Annotated in this window: 23 protein-coding genes and 1 riboswitch; of the genes, 13 read left to right on the plus strand and 10 right to left on the minus strand. The window is 73.6% G+C overall.

Going from position 1 to position 24,260, the window contains the following annotated elements:
* Nucleotides 1–53: 53 nt before the first annotated feature.
* The 3 genes from ACFWDO_RS16035 to ACFWDO_RS16045 all read right to left on the minus strand — a co-directional run bounded on the left by ACFWDO_RS16035 (nt 54) and on the right by ACFWDO_RS16045 (nt 1,729).
* On the minus strand, nt 54–875 hold the full coding sequence (locus ACFWDO_RS16035; protein WP_380347036.1) for an exodeoxyribonuclease III: 822 nt from the start codon (nt 873–875) through the stop codon (nt 54–56).
* Nucleotides 876–955: 80 nt separating this feature from the next.
* Nucleotides 956–1,351: an ImmA/IrrE family metallo-endopeptidase gene (locus tag ACFWDO_RS16040; RefSeq protein WP_380326970.1), complete on the minus strand. Its 396-nt coding sequence runs from the start codon at nt 1,349–1,351 to the stop codon at nt 956–958.
* 12 nt (nt 1,352–1,363) lie between these two features.
* Entirely contained in the window at nt 1,364–1,729 is a 366-nt protein-coding gene (locus ACFWDO_RS16045; RefSeq protein WP_380326967.1) for a helix-turn-helix domain-containing protein, read from the minus strand.
* Nucleotides 1,730–1,956: 227 nt separating this feature from the next.
* Between ACFWDO_RS16045 and ACFWDO_RS16050 the strand changes: the two genes are divergently transcribed.
* The 3 genes from ACFWDO_RS16050 (at nt 1,957) to ACFWDO_RS16060 (ending at nt 3,574) form a co-directional block, all read left to right on the plus strand.
* Nucleotides 1,957–2,916, plus strand: a complete 960-nt coding sequence (locus ACFWDO_RS16050; protein WP_380326964.1) for a hypothetical protein — start codon at nt 1,957–1,959, stop codon at nt 2,914–2,916.
* Nucleotides 2,917–2,929: 13 nt separating this feature from the next.
* A complete protein-coding gene (locus ACFWDO_RS16055) occupies nt 2,930–3,190 on the plus strand; it encodes a hypothetical protein (RefSeq protein ID WP_380326961.1) in 261 nt (86 codons plus the stop codon).
* A 159-nt stretch (nt 3,191–3,349) separates the two neighbouring features.
* Nucleotides 3,350–3,574 (plus strand): helix-turn-helix domain-containing protein, encoded by a 225-nt coding sequence (locus ACFWDO_RS16060; RefSeq protein ID WP_380321248.1) that lies wholly within the window; start codon nt 3,350–3,352, stop codon nt 3,572–3,574.
* A gap of 15 nt (nt 3,575–3,589) precedes the next feature.
* Here the strand turns inward: ACFWDO_RS16060 and ACFWDO_RS16065 are convergent, their stop codons facing one another.
* On the minus strand, nt 3,590–4,072 hold the full coding sequence (locus ACFWDO_RS16065; protein ID WP_380321251.1) for a VOC family protein: 483 nt from the start codon (nt 4,070–4,072) through the stop codon (nt 3,590–3,592).
* 128 nt (nt 4,073–4,200) lie between these two features.
* Between ACFWDO_RS16065 and wecB the strand changes: the two genes are divergently transcribed.
* Complete coding sequence (wecB, locus tag ACFWDO_RS16070; protein WP_380321254.1) at nt 4,201–5,607, plus strand: non-hydrolyzing UDP-N-acetylglucosamine 2-epimerase; 1,407 nt, start codon at nt 4,201–4,203, stop codon at nt 5,605–5,607.
* Nucleotides 5,604–7,013 (plus strand): glycosyltransferase family 2 protein, encoded by a 1,410-nt coding sequence (locus ACFWDO_RS16075; protein WP_380321257.1) that lies wholly within the window; start codon nt 5,604–5,606, stop codon nt 7,011–7,013. The genes wecB and ACFWDO_RS16075 overlap by 4 nt, the downstream gene beginning before the upstream one ends.
* Before the next feature lie 3 nt (nt 7,014–7,016).
* Here ACFWDO_RS16075 and ACFWDO_RS16080 read toward each other — a convergent pair whose 3' ends face one another.
* From ACFWDO_RS16080 to ACFWDO_RS16095, 4 genes are all read right to left on the minus strand, one after another.
* Nucleotides 7,017–7,880: a polyphosphate kinase 2 family protein gene (locus ACFWDO_RS16080; protein ID WP_380321260.1), complete on the minus strand. Its 864-nt coding sequence runs from the start codon at nt 7,878–7,880 to the stop codon at nt 7,017–7,019.
* 97 nt (nt 7,881–7,977) lie between these two features.
* Nucleotides 7,978–8,838 (minus strand): bifunctional 5,10-methylenetetrahydrofolate dehydrogenase/5,10-methenyltetrahydrofolate cyclohydrolase, encoded by an 861-nt coding sequence (locus tag ACFWDO_RS16085; protein ID WP_380321263.1) that lies wholly within the window; start codon nt 8,836–8,838, stop codon nt 7,978–7,980.
* Entirely contained in the window at nt 8,835–10,118 is a 1,284-nt protein-coding gene (gene glyA / locus ACFWDO_RS16090; protein ID WP_380321266.1) for a serine hydroxymethyltransferase, read from the minus strand. The genes ACFWDO_RS16085 and glyA overlap by 4 nt, the downstream gene beginning before the upstream one ends.
* 74 nt (nt 10,119–10,192) lie before the next feature.
* Nucleotides 10,193–10,280, minus strand: a riboswitch (ZMP/ZTP riboswitch).
* 151 nt (nt 10,281–10,431) lie between these two features.
* On the minus strand, nt 10,432–11,853 hold the full coding sequence (locus ACFWDO_RS16095) for a glycoside hydrolase family 27 protein (protein ID WP_380321269.1): 1,422 nt from the start codon (nt 11,851–11,853) through the stop codon (nt 10,432–10,434).
* A gap of 279 nt (nt 11,854–12,132) precedes the next feature.
* Here ACFWDO_RS16095 and ACFWDO_RS16100 point away from each other — a divergent pair, with 279 nt between their 5' ends.
* The 7 genes from ACFWDO_RS16100 to ACFWDO_RS16130 all read left to right on the plus strand — a co-directional run bounded on the left by ACFWDO_RS16100 (nt 12,133) and on the right by ACFWDO_RS16130 (nt 19,444).
* Nucleotides 12,133–13,500, plus strand: coding sequence for an ABC transporter substrate-binding protein (locus ACFWDO_RS16100; RefSeq protein WP_380321272.1), 1,368 nt, complete (start codon nt 12,133–12,135; stop codon nt 13,498–13,500).
* Nucleotides 13,497–14,465: a carbohydrate ABC transporter permease gene (locus tag ACFWDO_RS16105; RefSeq protein ID WP_380321275.1), complete on the plus strand. Its 969-nt coding sequence runs from the start codon at nt 13,497–13,499 to the stop codon at nt 14,463–14,465. Before ACFWDO_RS16100 ends, ACFWDO_RS16105 begins: the two co-directional genes overlap by 4 nt.
* A gap of 15 nt (nt 14,466–14,480) precedes the next feature.
* The gene (locus tag ACFWDO_RS16110; protein WP_380321278.1) at nt 14,481–15,392 is read left to right on the plus strand and encodes a carbohydrate ABC transporter permease; all 912 of its coding nucleotides are present in this window, start codon (nt 14,481–14,483) and stop codon (nt 15,390–15,392) included.
* 1 nt (nt 15,393) lies between these two features.
* Nucleotides 15,394–16,749 carry an arabinan endo-1,5-alpha-L-arabinosidase gene (locus tag ACFWDO_RS16115; protein ID WP_380321280.1) on the plus strand — a complete coding sequence of 452 codons (1,356 nt, stop codon included), beginning with the start codon at nt 15,394–15,396 and terminating at the stop codon, nt 16,747–16,749.
* Nucleotides 16,746–17,468: a DUF624 domain-containing protein gene (locus tag ACFWDO_RS16120; RefSeq protein WP_380321282.1), complete on the plus strand. Its 723-nt coding sequence runs from the start codon at nt 16,746–16,748 to the stop codon at nt 17,466–17,468. The genes ACFWDO_RS16115 and ACFWDO_RS16120 overlap by 4 nt, the downstream gene beginning before the upstream one ends.
* A gap of 66 nt (nt 17,469–17,534) precedes the next feature.
* Nucleotides 17,535–18,158, plus strand: coding sequence for an ArsR/SmtB family transcription factor (locus ACFWDO_RS16125; protein WP_380321285.1), 624 nt, complete (start codon nt 17,535–17,537; stop codon nt 18,156–18,158).
* Nucleotides 18,155–19,444: an MFS transporter gene (locus ACFWDO_RS16130; RefSeq protein ID WP_380321288.1), complete on the plus strand. Its 1,290-nt coding sequence runs from the start codon at nt 18,155–18,157 to the stop codon at nt 19,442–19,444. Before ACFWDO_RS16125 ends, ACFWDO_RS16130 begins: the two co-directional genes overlap by 4 nt.
* Here ACFWDO_RS16130 and ACFWDO_RS16135 read toward each other — a convergent pair.
* Both ACFWDO_RS16135 and ACFWDO_RS16140 read right to left on the minus strand, forming a co-directional pair.
* Complete coding sequence (locus ACFWDO_RS16135) at nt 19,428–20,516, minus strand: LacI family DNA-binding transcriptional regulator (RefSeq protein WP_380321291.1); 1,089 nt, start codon at nt 20,514–20,516, stop codon at nt 19,428–19,430. The genes ACFWDO_RS16130 and ACFWDO_RS16135 overlap by 17 nt on opposite strands.
* Nucleotides 20,517–20,521: 5 nt before the next feature.
* Nucleotides 20,522–22,492: a glycoside hydrolase family 127 protein gene (locus ACFWDO_RS16140; RefSeq protein WP_380321294.1), complete on the minus strand. Its 1,971-nt coding sequence runs from the start codon at nt 22,490–22,492 to the stop codon at nt 20,522–20,524.
* A 127-nt stretch (nt 22,493–22,619) separates the two neighbouring features.
* Between ACFWDO_RS16140 and ACFWDO_RS16145 the strand changes: the two genes are divergently transcribed.
* Nucleotides 22,620–24,179, plus strand: coding sequence for an alpha-N-arabinofuranosidase (locus ACFWDO_RS16145; protein WP_380321297.1), 1,560 nt, complete (start codon nt 22,620–22,622; stop codon nt 24,177–24,179).
* Nucleotides 24,180–24,260 lie beyond the last annotated feature (81 nt).

Raw genomic sequence — 24,260 nt, forward strand, 5'->3', positions numbered from 1 at the left:
CTTTTGGCCCTGTTTCGGACCGAAACAGGGCCAAAAGCCCACCCACAACCGTGCTACAGGTCGTAGGTGGCGACGACGGCGGCGTGGTCGGACCAGCGCTCCTCGTAGGTGGGGGCGCGGTCGACCTCCACCTTGACGGCGCGGGCCGCGAGCGCCGGGTTCGCGAGCTGGTAGTCGATGCGCCAGCCGCGGTCGTTGACGTACGACTGCCCGCGCCACGACCACCAGGTGAACGGGCCGGGGCCCTCGCCGCCGTGCTCCCGACCGAGGTCGGCCCAGCCGAGCTCGGTCGTCCAGCGGTCGACGTAGGCCCGCTCCTGCGGCAGGAAGCCGGCGTTCTTGAGGTTGCCCTTCCAGTTCGCGATGTCGACGTTGCGGTGGGCGATGTTGAGGTCGCCGGCGACCACGGCGGGGTGCTCGGCCCCGGCGAGCTCGGCGAGGCGCGCGGTGACCTTGTCCAGGTGCGCGTACTTGGCGACCATCGTGTGCTCCTGTCCCGGGCTGGTGGACCCGGAGTGCAGGTAGGCGGAGACAGCGGTGAGCAGGCCACCGCCGGGCAGCTCGACGTCGGCCTCGACCCAGCGGCCGGTGTCGACGGGCGGTTCGGGCTCGCCGTCGGGCCCGTGCGCGGCGAGGCCCGTCCGCACGGCGTGCAGGGGCAGGCGGGACGCGACCGCGACGCCTGCGCGCCCCTTGATCTCGCTCGGCAGGTGCGCCACGTGCCAGCCGTCGAGGTACTCGTGGACCAGCTCGTCGGGGGCGCGCACCTCCTGCAGCAGCAGGACGTCGGGGGTGCGGGCGGCGATCCAGGCGTCCATGTTGCGGCGGAAGGCGGCACGGATGCCGTTGACGTTGGCGGTGGCGACGGTCAGCAAGAAGATCTCTCCCGGAGGGTGACGGGGACGGCGGCCCCGATCCTCGCACGTCCTACCGACGACGCGGGCGGTCCGTGTCGTCACCTCGCCATGGTCGTCCGACGGGCCAGCCGCTGCCAGGTCGCGACGACCCCCGCGGTGACCCCGAGCTCGACCGCGAGCGCGCCCGCGTGGGTCCCCACCGCCCTCTCCGCGGCGGCGTAGGCGTCGGGGTCGACGAGCAGGCGTGCCGCGTACTCGTCGGCCTGCCGCTCGTCCCGGGCGTCCCCGTGCTCGTCGCCGGTCGGGCGGTGGCCGTACCAGGCGTGCCCGAGCTCGTGGGCGAGCGTGGACCGCTGTTGCGCCTCGTCGAGCCAGGCGTTGAGGACGATGACGCCGTCGTCGACGAGGAGGAGCCCACGGAGATGCTCCCCGAGCGCCCTGTCCCACACGACGGCCAGCCCGCGCCGGTCGGCCAGCTCGATCAGCTCCGGCAACGCCTTCACCGGTCAGTCGCCCCTCTGCCCCTGCTCGTCGAAGATCGACGTCTCGTCGTGGTGCGCGACGGCGCGCAGGTTGCCGACGGCGCCCAGGGCGGTGGGCGGTCCGTCGGCGGCGGCGAGCGAGGCGGCCTCCTCGGCGCGGCGCACGAGGTCGGTGAGCTCGAGCCCGAGCATGCGGGCGATCCGCCAGACGTCGGCGACCGTCGCCGAGCCGGTCCCGCTCGACCGTTCGATGCGCCCGAGGGTGGAGACGGAGATGTCGACGCGCCCGGCGAGATCCACGCGGGTCCAGCCCCGCTTCGTCCGCCAGGCCCGGACCTCGTTGCCGAGGGCGTGCAGGAAGTCCGCCTCCGAGTAGCGCGTATCACCCATGACCGGAAACCTACCTCGCGTGGTTCAAATGCACCAGATATGACATGCCCAACCATTGACGATGGTCATATCTGACCTCTAGCGTTTCTGGCGTGGCACACGGCCGGACGAGCGCCGTGTCGTGCCATGACCGATCGCTCGAGACAGCGAGCGCCGGGTGACGGTGCCGCGCGACCGCCCACCACCCGACGACCGACACACCCAGACCAGGACGACGAAAGGTCCCGATGAAACTGCACACCTCTCCTCGCGCCGCCGTTGCCGGCACGCTCACGCTGGCGTTGCTCGGGCTCGGAACCACGGCGGCCGCCGCGGAAGACCCACCGGGGGTCGACGACACGCCCGACGCGACAGCCGCGCTCGTCGCCAAGGTCGCCCCCGGCGACCGCCACGTGGTCGACGTCGAGGCCCGGGGCGGCGTCGCGCGGGCCTCGAGCGCTGCGGGGACCACGACGGTCCCGCTCGACGGTGGCGCGCCGATCGTCCTCGAGAGCCGCGACGCCGCGGTCCCCCGGCTCGAGGTGAACCTGCCCGAGAACCTCGCGCTCCGCGACGGCGCCGTGGCGGACGACGGCACCGTCGTGTTCCGGTCGCACGACGGAGGGGCCGACGTCGCCGTGCAGAGCCTCGACGACGGCTCCGCCCGCGTGCAGACGATCACGTCCAGCCCCGAGGGGCCGCACGAGTTCACCTACACGTTCGGCGACGACATCGTGCTGTCCCCGAACGGCGACGGCACGATCGAGCTCCTCGCCCCGCTCGACGGAGGTGGCGCCATCTCCCGGGGCACGATCGACCGCCCGTGGGCCGCAGACGCGAACGGCCGGCCGGTCGACACCCACTACACGGTCGTGGGCGACTCGCTCGTCCAGACCGTCCGCCCCGACACCGAGACCACCTACCCGGTCGTCGCCGACCCCCGCGTGGAGCGTGGCTTCGGGACCACCACGATCCGGTTCTCCAAGAAGGAGACCCGCACGCTCCGGGACGGCGCGACCGCGGGGCTGCTCGCGGCGTGGCTCCCGTTCCCCGCCGGCGCGATCATCGCCACCGCGTCCTACCTCGTCCGGCGGCAGGCGAAGTCCGCCGCGGCGCAGGGCAAGTGCGTGAAGATCGTCGTCTACGGGTGGCCACCCAGCACCTTTACCTGGTGGCCCCACACCTACTCCGGCGGCTACTGCAAGTGAACGGAGCGACCACGTGATCCTGGCCGTCCTCGGAGGACTGCTCTCGGCATTCCTGATGGCCTACGCGCGCGCCGCGCGGCGCTGGTACTGGTACCTGCTCTCCGCCGCCGTCGCCGTTCCCGCGCTCCTCGCCACGGCGTCCCGAGGGACCGATGCCGCCACGGCCGTGTTCCTCGCTCTCGTGGTCGCCGGAGCGTGGGTTCCCGAAGGTGCGTTCGCCGGCAGGCCTGGCCGGAGCTCGTCCGCCCCGGAGGACACCGGCCCGAACCACTAGCCCACCAACCCCGGCCGCAGACGGGCGCGGTGACGGTGCGCACCGTCACCGCGCCCTGGCTCTGCACACCAGATCCGTCATCGACGCTCGACCGACGAGGGCCCCATGACTTCCAGCGTTCCAGGCACGACCCCCACGTTCCGCTCAGACACTCATGCCGTGGCGATCGGGCAGGCCGTCAAGGCGGCGACCGCTCACGCCGGGCGAACCCAGGCAGAGCTGTCGACCGAGGCGGACATCGGGCTCAACAGCCTGTCGCGACGGTTGAACGGCCACGTGCCGTTCACGTTTCCCGAGCTCGTGCGTGTCTGCCGCGTCCTCGCGATCCCCCTCGCCGACCTGACGGAGCGCGCCGAGCGGATCGCCGCGTCCCGTTCGGCATGAGGACCGTGCCCGTCGTCACTCCCCGCGGTAGGCCACCTCCAGCCCGGCGACGTCGATCTTGCCCATCTTCAGCATCGCGTTCATGGCGCGCAGGTTCGCCTCCGTCGTGTAGTCGCCGGACAGCTCCTCGAGCTGCCTCGGGATCACCTGCCAGGAGATGCCGAACTTGTCCTTGCACCAGCCGCAGGGCCCGGGCTCGCCGCCGTCGGACGTCAGCACGTCCCAGTACCGGTCCACCTCCTCCTGCGAGTCCACGCGCAGGTAGAAGCTGAACGCCTCGTTCAGCGTGAACTCGGGCCCCGCGTTCAGCCCGGTCACAGGAAGCCCGGCTACCGTGAACTCGACGACGAACGGTTCGCCGGCCTCGGCCCCCGGGACGCCCTCGGGCGAGGTGAGCACGGAGTCCACCGACGACCCCGGGATGTGCTCGGCGTAGAAGGCCGCCGCCTCGTGCGCGCGGTTGTTCCCGAACCACAGGTGCGTGCGTGCGGTCACCATGGGCCGCTCCCTCCTGACGGGCACCGTCCCTCGCGGCCGGTGCGGCACACGTCCCGACCGGCGGGCGAACCGGAACTCATCGGTGTCGGTGCACCCCACCGGCGACCCGATCGACGAAGGTAGAGAACATGCCGCTTCCCGTCAGCCCCGAGATCCTGGTGGTGCTGGGCACCCGCCCCGAGGCCATCAAGTTGTTCCCCCTGATCCAGCGCCTGCAGGACCACCCGCGGCTGCGCCCGGTGGTCGTCACGACCGGGCAGCACAAGGAGCTCGTGGACTACGTGCTGCAGGAGGCCGGGTGCGAGATCGCGGCCGACCTCGGCGTGGGGCGTCCCGGGCTGACGCTCAACCAGCTCTCGTCGTCGGTGATCGCGGGGCTCGACGAGTTCGTCGCCGGCAGGTACGGGCCGCCGCCCGAGCGCATGACCGGGCGCATCCGCGAGGACCACTACCCCGCGGCCTGCATCGTGCACGGCGACACCTCCAGCGCGGCGGCCGCCGCCGTCGCGGCGTTCCACCTGCGCATCCCCGTGCTGCACGTCGAGGCGGGCCTGCGGACCGGCACCACGCTGTCCCCGTTCCCCGAGGAGCTCAACCGTCAGCTGATCGGTCGGATCGCGTCGTTCCACGCGGCCCCGACCCGGCAGAACGTGCAGAACCTCGTGCGCGAGGGCGTCGACATCGGCCGCACCTTCGTCACCGGCAACACCGGCATCGACGCGCTCCAGTGGGCGGCCGCGCGCGAGGTCCCGTACGGGCGGCCCGAGCTCGACTGGCTCGAGGACGACGCGACGTCGCGCGTCATCACCGTCACCGCCCACCGCCGGGAGAACTGGGGGGACGGCATCGCGTCCATCGCGCGCGCGGTCCACCGCCTGGCCGACGCCCACCCGGACGTCCGGTTCGTCGTCCCGGTGCACCCCAACCCCCGGGTGGCGCAGACCGTGCGCGCCGAGCTCGACGACGTCGCCGCCGTCACCCTGACGCAGCCGATGGAGTACCACACGTTCGCGCGCCTGCTCGCCCGGTCCACCGTGGTGATCACCGACTCGGGCGGCATCCAGGAGGAGGCGCCCACCTTCGGCGTCCCGGTGCTGGTGGCCCGCACGACCACGGAGCGCACCGAGGGCGTGGAGGCGGGCACGCTCGAGCTGGTCGGCACCGACGCGGACACGATCGTCGCGGCCGCCACCCGCGTCCTGACCGACCCCGCCGCGCACGCCGCGTTCTCCGACCAGCCCAACCCGTACGGCGACGGGCACGCCTCGGGGCGCATCGTCGACGCCCTGGAGCACCTCGTCTTCAACACCCCCGTGCCCCGCACGTCCGGCCCCGGCTTCGTCCGCGCCCAGGTGCTCGAGTGGGCCGGTTTCCACCGCACCGACGCGGTGGACGGCCCCGAGTTCGTGCGCGAGCCGGCGCCCGTCGACCGCGTGCCCCAGGACCTCGAGGGCGTCGTCATCGCCCCGAAGTCCACCGTCGACCCCTACGACGCCGACCTGTCCGAGGCCGGTCGGTCCCCGGTGACCGAGTGAGCGGCGTCGCGTCCGCCGCGACGGTGGCGGCGAGCGCCCCCTGGTGGGACCCGTACCGCGGCATGCCCGTGGGCGTGCAGGTGCTGATGTGGTTCCTGCTGGCCCTGACGCTGGTCACGTTCTGCGTGATCGTGTGGCTCGTCGTGCGCGCGTGGTTCGAGCGCCGGCGCCAGCGCAAGGCGGTCGAGGCCGCGCGCGAGGAGGACTACTTGTGGGTCTTCGTCGTTCCGGCGCTCAACGAGGAGGTGACGATCGCCGACAGCGTCAGCCGCCTCGTCGCCGTCGAGGCGACGCACAAGGCGATCGTCGTCGTCGACGACGGGTCCGACGACGGCACGCCGGAGGTGCTCGCCCGGCTGCGGGCCGAGGTTCCCGAGCTCCAGGTGCTGCGCCGCGAGCTGCCGAACGCCCGCGTGGGCAAGTCCGCGGGGCTCGACAACGCGTGGGAGTTCATCCACGACGAGGTCCTCACCGGCCGGTACGCCGGATGGCCGACGACGCGCGTCGTCGTCGGCGTCGTGGACGCCGACGGGCGCATCCCCGCCGACGCGCCCCACGCCCTGGCCGGGACGTTCACGGACGAGCGGGTGGGCGGCGTGCAGGCGCTGGTCCGGATCTACAACCGCCGGCACTACCTCACGTGGGGCCAGGACGTGGAGTTCGGCGTCATGGCGTACGTGTACCAGCTCGGCCGGTCCGCGTGGGGCACGGCGAACATGGGCGGCAACGGACAGTACGTGCGGCTCGCCGCGCTGGACGACGTCGTCACGACGGAGAACCTGCCCCCGGGGGTCGAGCGCGGTCCCTGGCGCGACCGCCTCACCGAGGACCAGGACATCGGCGTGCGGCTGATCCGCGCCGGGTGGCGCGGTCGCCAGACGGTCCTGACCACCGTCGACCAGCAGGGCGTCACGAGCATGCGCCGGCTGTTCAAGCAGCGCGTGCGCTGGGCGCAGGGGAACTGGCAGGCGTTCAGCCTGCTGCGCGGTGCGCTGCGGGCGCCGGTGTCGGTCGGGGCGCGCGTCGACCACCTCGCCTACCTGCTCATGCCGCTGCTGCAGCTGCTCATGGGCCTCGGCCTGGTGCTGTCGCTGGTGTTCTGGTTGTTCGGCGACGTCCCGTTCGTCTCCGGCTGGTGGCCGTCGCTGGTGTTCTTCGCGACCATCGCCCTGGTGCCGAGCTTCCTGTCCCTGCTCATGACCAACGAGCCGGGGCGGCACCCGTTGCTGCGCGCGGTGTTCGGCCTCTTCCCGTACATGCTCTACACCTGGCTGCTGTGGCCGGTGGTCACCGTCTCGCTCGTGCGCGAGCTGCTGGGGCGGCGCACCTGGACCAAGACGGACCGCGAGCCCCTCGACGCCAACCTGCCCGACGACGTCGAGCAGGATCCCGCGCCCGCGACCTGACGGTCACGACGCCGCGAGGCGCGCCTTCTCGTGCTCGACGTCGAAGGTCGCGGCGGGCCACTGCGGGTCGATGTCCTCCAGGGCGTCCAGGAGCAGCGCCTGGACGGCGAGGCGCGCGTACCACTTGGCGTTCGCCGGCACGACGTACCAGGGCGCGTGCTCGGTGGACGTGCGCTCGAAGACGGTCTGGAAGGCGTCCATGTACGCCGGCCACAGCAGCCGCTCGTCGACGTCGCCCGGGTTGTACTTCCAGTGCTTGTCGGGGCGCTCGAGCCGCTCGCCGAGCCGCGCCTTCTGCTCCTCGGGCGAGATGTGCAGCATCACCTTGACGATGCGGGTGCCGCGCGCCACCAGCTCGGCCTCGAACGCGTTGATCGCGCCGTAGCGCCGCTCGATCTCCTCGGGCGGGGCGAGCTCGCGTACCCGGCCGATGAGGACGTCCTCGTAGTGCGAGCGGTCGAAGACGCCGATGAAGCCCGCCGGCGGCACCTCCCGCGCCACCCGCCACAGGAAGTCGTGGGACAGCTCCTGCGGCGTCGGCTTCTTGAACGCGACCAGGTGGACGCCCTGCGGGTCGGTGGCGCCGATGACGTGGCGCACGATGCCGCCCTTGCCCGCCGAGTCCATCGCCTGCAGCACGAGGAGCACGGCCGGCGCGGACGGGTCCTCGCGGCTCTGGGCGTACAGGCGCTCCTGCAGCTCGTCGAGCTCCGCCTCGCCGGCGTGCAGGTCGGCCGCGCCGTCCTTCTTCTTCCCGTCGTACCCCGGCTTCGAGTCCGGGTCGACGTCCGCGAGGCGGAACCCCTCCCGGACCCGCAGCAGCTCGCCCGGCTCGCCCGACCACCCACGCTGGCTCTTCGCGATCATGGGCACATCATGGCGGACACGACCGGGCCCGTCGCCCCCGAGGGGGACGACGGGCCCGGTCGGTGCTCGCGAGGCGCGTGCCGGGGTCGGGCGGACCCTACTTCCGCGCGGCGCGCTCCGCGGCCTCCACCGCGTTGCGGAACAGCATGGCGATCGTGGTGGGGCCCACGCCGCCGACGCGGGGCGTGATCGCCCCGGCGACCTCGGCGCAGGACTCGTCCACGTCCGGCAGCAGCTTGCGACCCTCGTACCGGACCCCGCCGCCGACCACGGTGACTCCCGGCGTCAGGTGCTCGGGCTGCAGGATGCCCGGGACGCCCGCGGCCGCGATCACGATGTCGGCGCGCTTCGTGTACTCCGGCCAGTCGGGCACCCCGGTGTGGACGACGGTGACCGCCGCGTTCGCCGTCGGGCGCTTCTGCGAGAGCAGCAGGGCCAGGGGCCGCCCGAGCGTCGTGCCGCGGCCGAGGATGCAGACCTCCCGCCCGGCGACCGGGATCTCGTAGTGCGCCAGGATCGCCTCGATCCCCGCCGGCGTCGCCGGCACCGGACCGGGCATGCCCAGCGCGAGGCGCCCCATGTTCACGGGGTGCAGGCCGTCGACGTCCTTGTCCGGGTCCAGCGCGAGCATGGCCGCGTCGAAGTCGATCTGCGGGGGCGTCGGGTTCTGGATGAGGACGGAGTCGACGTCGTCGGCGTCGTTCATCTCGCGCACCGCGGCCAGGACGTCCGCCTGGGTGGCGTCCTGCGGGAGGTGGATGTGCGGCGAGGTGAAGCCGAGCTCGGTCGCCTTGTCCATCTTCATCCGGATGTACCCGGCGCTCGCCGAGTCGTCCCCGACGAGGATCGTGCCGAGGCCGGGGCGGTGCCCCGCCGCGACCAGCGCGTCGATCCGCGGTGCGAGGTCCGCGAAGACCGCGTCCGCGACCGGCTTGCCGGGCAGCAGGCGGGCCGTCACTGCTGCAGCCCGGGGTAGAGCGGGAAGTCGGCGGTGAGCTTCGCGACGCGGGCCGCGAGGGCGTCGACGTCGGCGGAGGCGCCGTCGCGCAGCGCGACCGCGATGATGTCCGCGACCTCGGTGAACTCGGCGTCGCCGAACCCGCGGGTGGCGAGCGCCGGGGTGCCGATCCGCAGGCCGGAGGTGACGCGCGGGGGGCGCGGGTCGAACGGCACGGCGTTGCGGTTCACGGTGATGCCGGCGTCGTGCAGGAGGTCCTCCGCCTGCTGGCCGTCGAGCGAGGAGTGGCGCAGGTCCACGAGCACCAGGTGCACGTCGGTGCCGCCGGTGAGGACGGACACGCCCTGCTCCGCGACATCCGCCTGGGACAGGCGCTCGGCGATGATCCGCGCGCCGCGCAGGGTGCGCTCCTGACGGTCCTTGAACGCGTCCGTGCCGGCGACCTTGAACGCCACGGCCTTGGCCGCGATCACGTGCATGAGCGGGCCGCCCTGCTGGCCCGGGAACACGGCCGAGTTGATCTTCTTGGCGTGCTCCTCCTTGCTCAGGATGAAGCCGGAGCGGGGGCCGCCGATGGTCTTGTGCACCGTGGAGGAGACGACGTCGGCGTGCGGCACGGGGCTCGGGTGCAGGCCCGCGGCCACGAGGCCGGCGAAGTGCGCCATGTCCACCCAGAGCTTGGCGCCGACCTCGTCCGCGACCTCGCGGAACGCGGCGAAGTCGAGCTGGCGCGGGTACGCGGACCAGCCGGCGATGATGACGTCCGGGCGGTGCTCGAGGGCGCGCTTGCGCACCTCGTCCATCTCGATCCGGTACGACTGCGGGTCCACGCCGTAGGCGCCGACGTCGTAGAGCTTGCCGGAGAAGTTGATCTTCATGCCGTGCGTGAGGTGGCCGCCGTGGGCCAGCTCGAGGCCGAGGATCTTGTCGCCCGCGTTGATGAGGGCGTGCAGCACGGCCGCGTTGGCCTGCGCGCCGGAGTGCGGCTGCACGTTGGCGGCCTCGGCCCCGAACAGGTCCTTGGCGCGGGCGATCGCGAGGTTCTCCGCGATGTCGACCTGCTCGCAGCCGCCGTAGTACCGGCGACCCGGGTAACCCTCGGCGTACTTGTTGGTCAGCACGCTGCCCTGCGCCTGCAGGACGGCGCGCGGGACGAAGTTCTCGCTCGCGATCATCTCGAGGGTGTCGCGCTGGCGGGCCAGCTCCCCCTCGAGGACGGCCGCGATCTCGGGGTCGAGCTCGGCCAGGGGCGCGTTGAACGTGGGGTCGGGAGTGCTCATCAGGCGTTCTCCTGCGTGTGTCGGACGGCGGTCGGACGATGTCGGACATGGTGCCGGGGCATCGTGTCAATCGGCGACCGGGCCCAGGCGAACGACCCGTCGTCTGCACAGCGCGTCGCTCCCCGGTGGTGATCCACCTGTACGCCAGTCGCGACTCTCGCGATCCTAGCCGATCCCCTCCGCCCGCCGCCGTGGTGCCCAGAGGGTGTCCCCAACCTGCCGAGGTAGTCCGATTCCCCGCGAGGTAGTGGTCCAGTCCACTACCTCGCGGGGATGCGGACTACCTCGGCAGGGCAGGTGTCGTAGCCCCAGGTCAGGCGGTCGAGCGGTCGAGGCGCAGCAGCCGCACGCCGTGCGCAGGGATGTCGACGTCGAGCACGCTGTCGCCGCCGGTCCCGGGGCCCGGGGCGCCGAGCGCCACCCGCTCGCCGGACCACACGTCGACGACGGCGCCGGGGCGCCCGGGCAGGCCCGCGGCCGCGGCGAGCACGCGCACGCGGCTCGGCTCGTCCGCGGTGCTGAACAGCCCGACCCAGCGCGTGGCGTCCGCGCCGTCGCCCGTGGCGGCGCCCCAGACGACCGTCTCGCCGCCCGCGGGGCCCTCGCGTAGCAGCTCGCGCCCGCCGGAGGACCGGTGCGCGACCTCGAGGACGCCGGGGTGGACGAGGTCCGCGACGGTGGCGGCGTCGGAGGTGGGCAGGTCGCCTCCCACGAACAGCGGCGAGCGGGCCAGGCACCACAGGCTGAGCATCGTGCGCCGCTCGTCGACGGTGAGCAGCGAGTCGCGCGGGGCGCCGCGCTCTGCCCGCAGGCCGATGCGCCCGAGCGGCAGCATGTCGGCGTCGGCCCAGCCGGCCGGCCCGGAGTGCGGCGCCCAGCGGGCCATGCGGCCGAGCTGCGCCTCGACGTCGGGCCAGCGGTCCCACAGGTCGTCGGAGACGCGCCACATGTCGGCGTGCTCGCGCAGGTGCTCCAGGTGCGCAAGGGAGAGGTCGGTGCCGGGCGACAGGGACACGACGACGCGCCGACCGTGGTTCAGCTCGGCACGGCGGACGGCGAGCGACAGCGCCTCGACGGCGCCCGCGTGGTACGGCGCCAACATGTCGTCGACCTTGAGGAAGTCGACGCCCCAGCCGACGACGTGGTCGATCATCGCGTCCAGCCAGGCCTGTGCGCCGGGGTGGTCGACCCGCAGGCCGTAGCAGTCGGAGTTCCACGGGCAGGTGCTGGTGGCGTCGGCGATCTCGCCGGTGCGGTACGGCGTGCCGAGCACGGGCAGATCGGCCTCGACGACCCGGCGGGCGATGCCGCGCATGAGGTGGATGCCGAACCGCAGGCCGAGGTCGTGCACGGCGGCGGCGAGCGGGGCGAAGCCCTGGCCGCCGGCCGCCGACGGGAAGCGCGCGACCACGGGCTGCAGGAACCCGCGCTCGTCGAAGAGCACGGGCGCGGCGGCGTTGTACCCGCCGGGCCGCGCGGTCGGCTCGTACCACTGGATGTCGACGACGACGGTGTCCCAGCCCGCGCGGGCCATCGCCCCGCCGTCGTGGCCGGCCAGGAAGCGCGCGTTGGCGAGCACCTCGTCCTCGGTCACCGTGGTGCCGTAACCGTCCCAGGAGTTCCAGCCCATGGGCGGGCGGGTCAGCACGGCGCGGTCGGCGGCCCTGTCGGCGGCCCTGTCGGCGGCCCTGTCGGCGGCCCGATCGGCGGCCGGCGTGGTCGGGTCGTGCGGCATCGCTCCCCCTCATGGCGCCCCCGGCGCTCGTACATCGTTGTAGAGGGCGCCATCCTGCCCTGCGGCGCGGCGCCCGGTCAACGGCGCGACGGCGCGCGGCGGCGGCCGGGCGGCGACCGGGCACACGCCTGTCCATCGTTGCAGAGCCGTGACCCGGGCCACTTGACCGCGGCGAGCGGCCCATGCCAGATTGGGCGCCGTCGATGGCTCTTCATCGATGTAAACCGCCCGGAGCGACGCCGCTCCGGCCGCGGACCGGATCTCCGAGAGGACCCCGTGATGAGGAAGTCACGCCTGATCGCCGGCATCGTCACAGCCGTGGTGGCCGCCGGCACCGTCACCGCCTGCAGCTCCGGCAGCGGGAGCGGCGGCTCCGACGACGGCACGCTCACGTTCATGTTCCGCGGCGGCGACGACGAGAAGAAGGCCTACCAGGAGGCCATCGACCGCTTCACCGAGGACACCGGCGTGAAGGTGAAGATGATCGTCACCTCGGCCGACCAGTACGCGCAGAAGCTCCAGGCCGCGGTCGCGGGGAACAAGGTCCCGGACGTCTTCTACATCGAGCAGGCCAGCCTCCAGTCCTACGTCGGCTCCGGCGTGCTCATGGACATCACGGACCAGGTGGCCGAGCAGGGCGTCGACCTCGACAACATCTGGCCCTACGGCGTCGACTCCTACCGCTTCGACGGCACCACGCAGGGCACCCCCGACGGCAAGCTCTACGGCCTGCCCAAGGACATCGGCCCGTTCGCGTTCGGCTACAACGCCGACATGCTGAAGAAGGCCGGCATCGACCGGCCGGACCCGGACAAGCCCCTGACCTGGGACGAGTGGCTCAAGATCTGCCAGAAGGTCACCCAGGACACCGACGGCGACGGCGAGACCGACCAGTGGGGCACCGGCCTCAACGTGCAGTGGAACTCGCAGTCCTTCGTGTGGAGCAACGGCGGCGACTGGACCAACGAGGACCACACGAAGGTCACGGTCGACAGCCCCGAGTTCGCCGAGGCGATCCAGTTCATCGCCGACCTCACCACCGAGGGCGTCACCCCCAATCCCGAGCAGGCGCAGACCCTCGACACCTACCAGCGCTTCATGGCCGGGGAGATCGGCTTCTTCCCCGTCGGCCCGTGGGACATGAGCGTCTACAACGACCTCGACTTCGAGTACGACCTCATGCCCTGGCCCGTCGGCAAGACCGGCGAGACGGCGACCTGGGTCGGCTCGCTCGGCATCGGCGTCTCCAGCACCACGAAGCTGCCCGAGGACGCCGTGAAGCTGGCGACCTACCTCTCCACGGACGAGTCCGCGCAGCAGACCCTGGTCGACGCCAGCGTGCAGATCCCGAACCGGATCGACACCGCCGAGCAGTGGGCGGCCGAGGTCGACGAGGACGACACGCTCAAGCCGAAGAACCGCCAGGAGTTCCTCGACATCGCCGAGGACTACGGCCGCGAGATGCCGGCGTCGTTCACCTACGGCGCCGAGTGGTACGACGAGCTGTGGGTGGGGATCCAGCCCGTCCTCGACGGCAAGCAGACGGCCGCGGACTACCTCGCCGAGGTGCAGCCGCGCATGCAGGAGCTGCTGGACCAGTCGAACGACCAGGCCGCGCAGGCCGCCGCCGCCGGCACCGCGCCGTGACGTCCACCGCCACGCCGGCCGCGGCCGGCACCCGCCCCGCGGCGCCGGACCCGGCGACCGCGCCCGCCCGGAGCGGCGGGAGCTCGCGGCTCCACCGCGCCGAGAAGAGGTGGGCGCTGCTGTTCGTCGCCGCGCCCGTCCTCGGCTACCTGCTCTTCATCCTCTATCCCACCGGGTTCGCGCTGTACGCGTCGCTGACGCGGTGGAACGGGCTCGGCCCGATGACGTTCATCGGGCTGGACAACTACGTCGCCCTGCTGCGCGACGAGCGGTTCCACCAGACGCTGTTCAACACGTTCTTCTACATGATCGGCATCCCGATCGGGCTGGCGCTCTCGCTCGCGCTGGCCGTGATGATGAACCGCAAGATCATCGGCCGCACGGCGTTCCGCACCATCTACTACGTGCCCGTGATCTCGTCGATCGCGGCCGTCGCGATCCTGTGGCAGTGGGCCTACAACGGCGACTTCGGGCTGGTGAACCAGTTCCTGGAGCTGTTCGGCATCCAGGGCCCTAACTGGCTGGCCGACCCGCTGTGGGCCATGCCCGCGATCATCATGATGGCCGTCTGGAAGGGCCTCGGGTACTCGATGCTGCTGTACCTGGCGGCGATCCAGTCCGTGCCCCGGTCGCTCTACGAGGCGGCCGAGCTCGACGGCGCGGGCGGCTGGCAGAAGTTCCGCTCCATCACGCTCCCGATGGTGCAGCCGGTGACCTTCTTCCTCGTGGTCACGCAGGTCATCGGCGGCGCCATGATCTTCATCGAGATCCAGATCATGACCCCCACCGGCGGCCCGGAGTACTCGACGGCGTCCGTCGTCTACCACATCTGGCTGCAGGCGTTCCGGTACCAGCAGATGGGCTACGCCACCGCGATGTCGGTGGTGCTGGGGCTCCTCATCCTCGTCATCACGCTCATCCAGTTCCGGCTGAACAAGCGCAACGCCGGCTTCGTCGTCGACTGAGGCCAGGGAGACACCATGACCACCACGACCCCCGCCACGACTCCCGTCCCCCCGCCCGCCGGGGAGGCCGCCGGCGGCCCGCGCCTGGGCCGCCGCACGCGCTCGCGCCTCACCGACACGGTCGTGTGGGTCGTCCTCGCAGCGGGCGCGGTCTTCATGATCGCCCCGCTGGTGTGGATGCTCTCCACGTCCCTGAAGACCAAGCTCGAGGTCTTCGCGCTGCCGCCGGTGTGGATCCCCCAGGTGCCCCAGTGGGACACCTACGTGCGGATGTGGACCGACTCGTACGTGCTCGACGGCATCAGGAACAGCCTCGTCGTGTCGCTCAGCGTCACGGTGATCGGCACGTTCACCTGCTCCCTGGCGGCGTTCGCGCTCGCCAAGATGCGCATGCCGTTCAAGAACGCGATCTTCATCGGCCTGCTCACGGGCATCATGATCCCGTTCCCGACGATCATGATCCCGCAGTTCGTGATGTTCTCGAAGATCGGCTGGGTGGACACCCTGTGGCCGCTCATCGTCCCCGCGATCTTCGGCAACATCGTGATGATCTTCTTCCTGCGCCAGTACCTGGCGAGCGTGCCGGACTCGCTCGTCGAGGCCGCGAAGATCGACGGCGCCTCCTACTGGCAGATCTTCTGGCGCATGATCATGCCGATCATCCGGCCGGCCGTCGCCGCCCAGTTCATCCTCTGGTTCATGGCGGTCTGGAACGACTACCTGGCGCCGATCCTGTACCTGAACACCCCGGAGCGGCAGACGCTCCAGGTGGTCATCGCCACCATGAACGTCCAGTACGCGACGCAGCGCGACTACCCGCTGATCATGGCGGCGTCCGTGGTCGCGGTGCTGCCCATCCTCGTGGTCTTCCTCGTCTTCCAGCGGCAGATCATCGAGTCCGTCGCCCTGACCGGCACGAAGGGCTGACATGACCGACACCTCGACCTGGGGCGGGCGGCACGTGCACGATCCCACCGCCGTGCGGGACGACGACGGCACCTACTGGCTGTTCTCCACCGACGCCCGCTCGGACGGCCCCGTGCGCGGCGGCGTGCAGGTGCGGCGCTCGGCGGACCTCGTGTCGTGGGAGCTGCACGGCTGGGCCCTGCCGGGCGTGCCCGGGCCGGCGGCCGACTGGTCCGGCGCCCAGGGGCTCTGGGCGCCCGAGGTGGTGCGCGTCGAGACGGCGGCGGGACCGCTGTGGCGCATGTACTACTCGGCGTCCACGTTCGGGTCCCGGCGCTCGGCGATCGGCCTGGCCGACGCGCCGCACCCCGCCGGCCCGTGGACGGACCGCGGGATCGTCGTGGCGAGCGAGCACGTGGAGCCGCCGGTCGGCCTCGGGCACCCCAACGCGATCGACGCGAACGTGGTGACGGAGCCCGACGGAACGCAGTGGCTGGTGTACGGGTCCTTCTTCGGCGGGATCCACGCGTTGCCGCTCGACCCCGCCACCGGCCTCGTCGCCGACGGCCTCGCCCCCGCGCCGGGGGCGCTGCACGCCGCGCCGGGCCGCCTGCTGGCCCGCCGGGCGCGGGCGGCCGACGGCGCGGTCGAGGGGGCGTTCGTGCTCCCCCGCCCGGGCGGCGGCTGGGCGCTGCTCGTCTCCTACGACTCCCTCGCGGACAGCTACCACCTGCGCGCGGCCGTCGGCGACTCCGTCGCGGGCCCCTTCCGCGACCGCGCCGGGCACCTCATGACCGACGTCGACGCCGACCCGTGGTCGGTCGGGGTGCCGGTGCTCGCCGGGCACCGGCACGCCGGCGGCCCGGGCATCCTCGCGCCGGGCCACGCGTCGGTGCTCACCGAGCGCGTGCCCGCCGCGGGCGACGGCTCGCTCGGGCGCCAGCTGCTGGTGCACCACGTGCGCGACGCCGACGCGCCCACCGAGCACCGGCTCCAGCTGCGGCGGCTCGTGTGGACGCACGACGGGTGGCCGCTCGTCTCCCCGCAGCCGTGGGCCGGCGTCCGCCGCGAGGTGGACGACCCCGCGCTCTGGCCGGTCCACGCCACGGTGCTCGACGGCACGTGGGAGCAGCTCACCCCCGGCGCCGACCCGACGCGCGTGCAGGACGCCGTCACCGGCCCGCTCGCCTGGCCGCACGACCAGCGCGCCGACGTCAGGGCCCTCGGCGGCGGCCGCTTCGCGTGGACCGCCGCGGACGGCGCGGCCGTGTCCGCCGTCGTGCACCCCGGGTGGGACGCCGTGCGCGACCGCGCGACGCTCTGCCTCGAGGCCCTGGACGACGCCGGCCGCGTCACCCTCGCGACGAGGCTCCCGTGACCGCCGCCGAGCCCCGCCAGGACGCGACCGGCACGGCGACCGGCACCGTCGCCGGAGCCGTGGCGGACGCCGAGGTGCCGGGCTGGGCGGGCGGCGTCATGCTCGCGCTGCGCTGGGCGACGCTGCTCGTCGAGGTCACCGTCATGGTGGTGCTGGGGACGCTCGCCGGCGGCGTGCTGCTCGGGCTTGGCCCGGCCCTGCGCGCGGGCGGCGTCGTCGCGCGGCGGATGACGGCCGAGCCCACGCCGTGGCGCACCTTCTGGCGCACGTGGCGCGACGGGTTCGGCCGCACCAACGCGCTGTTCGCACCGCTCTGGGTGGTGGCCGCGCTGCTGTGGTGCGACGCCGCCGCGCTGGGTGTGCTCGACGGCGGCGGGCTGACCGGCGGCCCGGGCCGTGCCGTGCTGCGGGCCGGGCTGCTCGTCGTCGGGGCGTGGGCGGTCGTCGTGCTGGCGTGCTGGCCGGTGGTCGTCGCGCGCTACGCGCGGGGCGCGGTGGAGACCTGGCGGCTCCTGCTGCTCCTCCCCCTGCTCGGCCCCGCGACATCCCTCGCGGTGCTGGTGGTGGCGGCCGTGACGGTCGTCGTCGGCTGGGCGCTGCCGCTGCTCGCCGTGCTCGCCGCCCCCGGCTTCTGGCTGTGGGCGACGGGCCGTCTCGCGGCCGACCGGCTCGACCGGATCGACGCGCAGGTCACGGGAGGCGCCTCGACCGGACGGTGACGCCAGCTCTCCCATCGGGTCACAAGAACTCTTGTACAACATCTCTTGTCGGTCTACGGTGGCGGGATGACGCAGCCACTGACACCACCCGAGGACCCGCGCCCCGACGACGCGCCGGAGCCGCCCGCCCCGGTGCGCACCGTCACCGAGGCGAAGGCCCTCGCCGCCCTCGCCAACCCCTACCGGGCCCGCCTGATGGACGCGCTCAAGGTCGACGGGCCCTCCACCGCGTCCGCGCTGGCCCGCCGCACCGGCCAGGCCGTCGGCAGCGCCAGCCACCACCTCAAGGTGCTGCACGAGGCCGGCCTGGTGGCCGAGGCGCCGGAGCTCGCCCGGAACCGGCGCGAGCGCTGGTGGCGCCTCGTCGCGCCGCGCCTGCGCTGGTCGCGCCAGGACTTCGCCGAGGACACCGCCGCCGTCACCGCCGCGCAGGCCGCCGAGGCCCTCAACCTCCAGCGCCAGGTCGACCGGGTGCGCGGCTGGGTCGCGAACGCCGAGTCCGTCCCCGAGTGGGACCGGGCCGCGTTCTCCACCGAGACGTGGCTGCACCTGTCGCCCGCCGAGCTCGCCGAGCTCGGCGACGAGATCACCGCCGTCCTCGTGCGCTGGGCGGAGCGCCCGCGCCCGGACGACGACGTCGAGCGCGAGCCCGTGCTCGTCTTCGGCCGCGGGTTCCCGGCCCAGCCATGACCGCCGCCCCGGGGAGGGCGGCCGCGCCGCCGGCCGTCCCGCTCACCCGCAACGCGGGCTTCCGCCGCCTCTGGGTCGGCGAGGGCGTCAGCGTGCTGGGCAACGCGACGACGTCGGTGCTGCTCCCGCTCGTCGCCGTGCTCGAGCTCGACGCCGGGGCCGCGGTCGTCGGCCTGCTCACCGCGGCGGCGTGGCTGCCGTGGCTGGTCGTGGGGCTGCCGGCGGGCGCGTGGGTCGACCGGCTCCCGGCCCGGGCCGTGATGATCGTGGCCGACCTGGTCGCCGCCGTCGCGATCGGTAGCGTCCCCGCGGCGGCCGCGCTCGACGCGCTGACCCTGCCGCACCTGGTCGGGGCCGCGCTCACCGCCGGCGTGAGCACGGTGTTCTTCCGCACCGCGTACGTCGTCTTCCTTCCCCAGGTGGTCCCCGACGACCAGCTCGAAGCGGCGAACGCGCGGCTGCTCGGCACCGAGTCGGGCATGCAGGTGGCCGGCCCCGGCGTCGGCGGCGCGATGGCCCAGGCGTTCGGCGCGGCCGCGGGGCTCGCCCTCGACGCCGCGAGCTTCGTCGTCTCCGCGCTCTGCCTCTGGCGCACCCGGCCGGTGCGCCAGCCCGAGCGGCTCCCCTCGGCGCCGCTGCGGGTCCGCATCCGCGAGGGCGTGGCGTTCGTGGCCTCCGACCGCTACCTGCGCTGGTTCGTCGTCGTGGGCGGGGTGTCCAACTTCGGGCTCACCGGGTACACCGCGCTGCTCGTCCTGTTCCTGGTGCAGACCGTCGGCCTCGGCCCCTCCGCACTGGGCGTCGTCATGACCGTCGGCGCCTGCGGCGGCCTGCTCGGCGCCGCCGTCGCGACGCGGCTCAGCCGGCGCCTCGGCAGCGCCCGCGCGACGGTGCTGCTGCTCGTCGCCGGCGGCCCGCCCGCGCTGCTCGTCGGCCTCGGCGGCGACGGCGCGCGGGTGGCCTGGACGGTGGCCGGGCTGTTCCTGGTCGGCCTCGCGGTCGTGGCGGGCAACGTGCTGCGCGGCGCCTGGCGGCAGCGCTACGTGCCGGCGCCGCTCATGGGCCGGGTCGTGACCACCAGCCAGTTCGTCAACTTCGGCACGATGCCGCTCGCCGGCCTGGCCGCGGGCGCACTCGGGGAGCTGATCGGCGTCCGCGAGACCGTGCTGCTCATGGCCGCCGTGCACTGCGCCGCGTGCCTGTGCGCGCTCCGCAGCCCCCTGCGCGGCCTGCGGGACATGCCGGCACCCCGGGAGGTGCCGCGGGAGCTCACGCCGACGCGCTGACCGCCGTCGCGAGCTCCTCGTTGCCGCCGGGCTGCACCGCGACCACCTTCTCCTCGCCGTCGCGGGCGTCGCCGGTGGACTCGCGGCCCACCACGCGGGAGTCGGGGATCACGCGGCGGAACGGCCGGTCGCCGCCGCCAGCGATCCGCTCGACGAGCAGGTCCACCGCGGTGCGGGCGATCTGCTCGCGACCCGGGTCCACCGAGCTGATCGTGGGCACCGAGTAGCGCACGTCGTCGACGTCGTCGAAGCCCACGAGGGCGACGGCGCCGGGCACGTCGACGCGCCGGGCGTGCAGCGCGTGCAGGGCGCCCAGCGCCATCGCGTCGTTGAGCGCGAAGACCGCGTCGATCTCCACGCCCGAGTCGAGCAGGCGGCCCATCGCCTCCGAGCCGGTGGACCGGTGCCACAGCCCCGCCTCGCTCACGAGCGCCGGGTCGTAGGGCAGGCCCGCGGCCGCGAGCCCCTGCCGGTAGCCCTCGGTGCGCAGCGCCGCCGAGCCGACGAGCTCGCCCTCGTGCGCGCCCACGACGGCGATGCGGCGCCGCCCGAGGGACGCGAGGTGCAAGGTGGCGGCGCGGGCCGCTGCCACGTTGTTCATGGTCACGTGGTCGGCGGCGGCGTCGAACACGCGCTCGCCCAGCACCACGAGGGGGAAGTCCACGGTGAAGAGGTCGACGTCGTCCTGGCCGAGCGCCAGCGGGGAGAAGATCACCCCGTCCGTGAGGTGCCGGCGGCGGCCGTCGAGCAGCTCGATCTCCCGGTCGCGCACGGAGCCGGTCTGCTCGATGAGCACGGTGAGGCCCTGCTCCTCCGCGGCGCGGATCACCGAGTCCGCGAGCTCCGCGAAGTACGGCAGCCGCAGCTCCGGCACCGCCAGCGTGATCATGTCCGTGCGCTGCGTGCGCAGGTTCCGGGCCGTGGTGTTGAGGCGGTAGCCGAGGGCCTCGATGGCCTCCTCGACCCGTTCGCGCGTCGCGGGCCGGATGTGCGGGTAGCCGTTGACGACGTTCGACACCGTCTTGATCGACACGCCCGCGCGCTGGGCCACGTCGTGCATGGTCACGCGCATGCCGCTCACCTCCCCGACCGTCGTCGGCCGTCGGACCGCGGGGCCTCCGCGACCGGGATCCAGACGCGCATCGGGCCCTCTCCTCGATTGCCCCACACAGCGTAGGGCACCGCCCGCACGGCCACGGCCATCGCTTCGTCGGGCGCGGCGTCGGGCGCGGTCGCGTACAGCGGGAGGCCCGCCGACCGTCGGGCGACGCCGTCGGCGAGGAGCGTCGCGCCCACGCCGAGCGCGGCGTCGGCCGGGCCGACCCGGACGCCCGCGTCGAGGTCGAGCTCGACGTCGTCGAGGGCGACGCCGGGGTGGTCCACCTGCTCCAGGCAGTGCACGACGGGGCCGCGGGCGAGCGCGACGCAGCCGCGCACCGCGTCCACGCGCGGGTGCGCGCGCAGGGCCCGGGGCTCCATCGGCAGCACGAGCCGCACCCGGCGCGCGCCCGCCGCCACCCGCAGGTACCCGCGCGCGTCCCGGGCCGCCGCGACGTCGACCGGCGTGCCGTCCACCTCCAGGCGGGTGCCAGCCGTGTCCGCCCAGCCGGGCAGGCGCAGCGCCAGGGGCACCGGCGACGGGGCGTCGGCCTCCAGCCGCACGTCGCCGTCCCACGGGTACCCGGTGCGCAGCCGCAGCGGGACGCTCGACCCGGGCACGACGAGGTCCGCGTCGGCGTACAGGTGCACGACGACGGCGCCGTCGCCGCCGGTGGTGGCGACCATCGTGTGCAGCGTCGCGACCAGGCGGGCCAGGTTGGGCGGGCAGCACGCGCACGCGAACCAGCCGCGCCGGCCGGAGGCCTGGTACTCGTCCGCGCCGTCGTGGCCGTCGCGCACCTGCAGCGGGTTCGAGTAGAAGAACGCCGTGCCGTCGGTGGACGCCGCGGCCGCGACCACGTTGTACAGCGCGTGCTCAAGCGAGTCGGCGTACCGCGACTCCCCCGTCGCCAGCAGCATCCGCCAGTCCCACAGCACGCTCGCGACGCCCGCGCACGACTCGGCGTACGCGCGGTCGGGCGGCAGCTCGTACGGGTCGCCGAAGGACTCGTCCTTGTGGCGCGAGCCCATGCCGCCGGTGACGTAGGTGCGCCGGGTGTGCGCGTCGTCCCAGAGGCGGGCGGCGGCGTCGAGCAGGCCACGCTCGCCGGTCTCGAGGTACAGGTCGGTCACGCCGGCCAGCAGGTAGAGCTGGCGCACCGCGTGCCCGGCGACCTCGTCGGCGTCGAGCACGGGCGTGGCGTCCTGGTGATAGGCGGGCTCGAACGGGCCGGAGCCCAGGCGGCCGTGGCCGCGCAGGCCGACCATGCGGCGCGCGGCGTCGAGGTAGGCCGGGTCGCCCGTCTCGCGGTACAGCTCCACCAGGGCCGACTCGACCTCGGGGTGGCCGCAGACCAGGTCCTTCCCGGCCGCGAGGCGTGCGACGACGTCGTCCGCCCAGGACATCGCGAGGTCGAGCAGGTCGTCCTCGCCGGTGGCGCGTGCGCGGGCGACGCCCGCCTGCACCAGGTGCCCCAGCACGTACAGCTCGTGGCCCCAGCGCAGGTCGGCGTACGGGACGGCCGACGGCGCGGCCCCCGCGGAGCCGTCGGACCCGAGCACGTGCGAGTCGAGGTAGCCCGACGGTGCCTGCGCCCGGCGCAGCAGGTCGACGACGCGCCGCACGACGTCCTCGTGCCGGGGCTCGCCCGCCCGCGCGGACTCCCACGCGACCGCCTCGAGCGTCTTGTGCACGTCCGAGTCGGCGAAGGCGAAGCCGCGGTACGGCCCGTCGTGGCGCTCCGGGTCGGCCGGGTCCAGGAGTCGGCGCAGGTTGTCGAGCGCGCCGGAGGTCTCCAGGGCGTCGAGGCAGTGCGGGACCGTCGCGGCGGCGTTGCGCTCCTGCCAGGCGCCGAGGTGCCCCGTGGGCGCCAGCCGCACCGCGTCCGCGGGCAGCGGCCGGGTGGTCGCCGAGGGCAGCGTGCCGCCCACCGGCCCGACGTGGTGCATGCCGAATCTCCTTCGAGTCGTCGGGCCAGAACGTCCCGGCCCACTGGTGCCGTCCCTGGCGACCGTGGTTGACTCTACATCGTTGTACACGCGTCACCGACACTTCGACGAGGAACGTGAGAGACCCATGCCCGATCCCCGCACCGACCCGAGCACCTCCCCCCGCGCCCGGGTCACCCTGCACCCCGACTTCCGCCGCGGCACCGTGGACCGCCGCCTCTTCGGCTCGTTCGTCGAGCACCTCGGCCGCGCGGTCTACACCGGCATCTACGAGCCGGGCCACCCCACCGCCGACGAGCACGGCTTCCGCCGCGACGTCGGTGACCTGATCCACGAGCTGGGCGCGGGGATGGTGCGCTACCCCGGCGGCAACTTCGTGTCCAACTACGTGTGGGAGGACGCCGTCGGCCCCGTGGAGCAGCGCAAGCCGTTCCTCGACCTCGCCTGGCGCACCGTCGAGCCGAACCTCGTCGGCACCGACGAGTTCCTGCAGTGGGCCGAGCGCGAGGGGGTCGAGCCGATGATGGCCGTCAACCTCGGCACCCGCGGCGTCGACGCCGCGGCCGCGCTGGTCGAGTACTGCAACGGCGAGGCCGGCACCCGCTGGGCCGACCTGCGCATCGCCAACGGCCGCGCCGAGCCCTACGGCGTGCGGCTCTGGTGCCTCGGCAACGAGATGGACGGCCCCTGGCAGATCGGCCACAAGGACGCGCACGAGTACGGCAAGCTCGCCGCCGAGGCCGGCAAGGCCATGAAGCTCGTCGACCCGTCGATCTCGCTGGTCGTGTGCGGGTCGTCGTCCATGCAGATGCCCACGTTCGGCGAGTGGGAGCGCACCGTCCTGTCGTACACCTACGACCTGGTCGACCACGTCTCCATGCACGCCTACTACGAGGAGGTCGGCGGCGACCGCGCCTCGTTCCTCGCCTCGGGCACCGCGATGGACCGCTTCATCGACCGCGTCGTCGCCTCCGCCGACGCCGTCGGCGCCGAGCGCCGCAGCGACAAGAAGATCACCATCAGCTTCGACGAGTGGAACGTCTGGTACCTCGAGACCCGCTTCCCGGGCGAGGCCAACCTGCCGATCCAGCGCGACGCCCCGCGCATCATCGAGGACGTCTACTCCGGCCTCGACGCCGTCGTCGTCGGCGACCTGCTGGTCACCCTGCTCAACCACGCCGACCGCGTGCCGGTGGCGTGCCTCGCGCAGCTCGTCAACGTCATCGCGCCGATCATGACCGCCCCCGGCGGCGAAGCGTGGCGCCAGCCCACGTTCCACCCGTTCGCGACGACGTCGCGCCTGGCGCGCGGCACCGCCCTCGACGTCCGCGTCGAGGCCCCGTCGTACGACACGGCCCGCCACGGCGCCGCCCCGCAGGTCACCGCCGCCGCGACGGTGGACGACGACGGTGCGCTGGGCCTGTTCCTCACCAACCGGTCGGACCGCGTGGTCGAGGTCGAGCTGGCGCACGTCGGCGCCGCGCTCGGGCTCGCCGAGGGCTGGCAGATGGTCGCCGACCACGAGCCCGCCGTCGAGGGCCCCGAGCACGCCGCCAAGGTCGCCGAGGCGTGCTGGTCCGCCGTCGACGTCGCGGCCGCGGCCACGCCGTCCGGCGCCGGCACCACGCGCGTGCGCCTCGCGCCCGAGTCATGGACCGCCTTCGCGGGGACGCTCGCGCGCGCCTGACCGCGCCCGACCCACGCCCCGGCTGCCGAACAGGCGGGTGTGGGGCGTGGGGGGGGGGAGCACGCGGACCGCCACGGGGAT

It is taken from the genome of Isoptericola sp. NPDC060185 (assembly GCF_042728595.1).
Taxonomy (GTDB): domain Bacteria; phylum Actinomycetota; class Actinomycetes; order Actinomycetales; family Cellulomonadaceae; genus Isoptericola.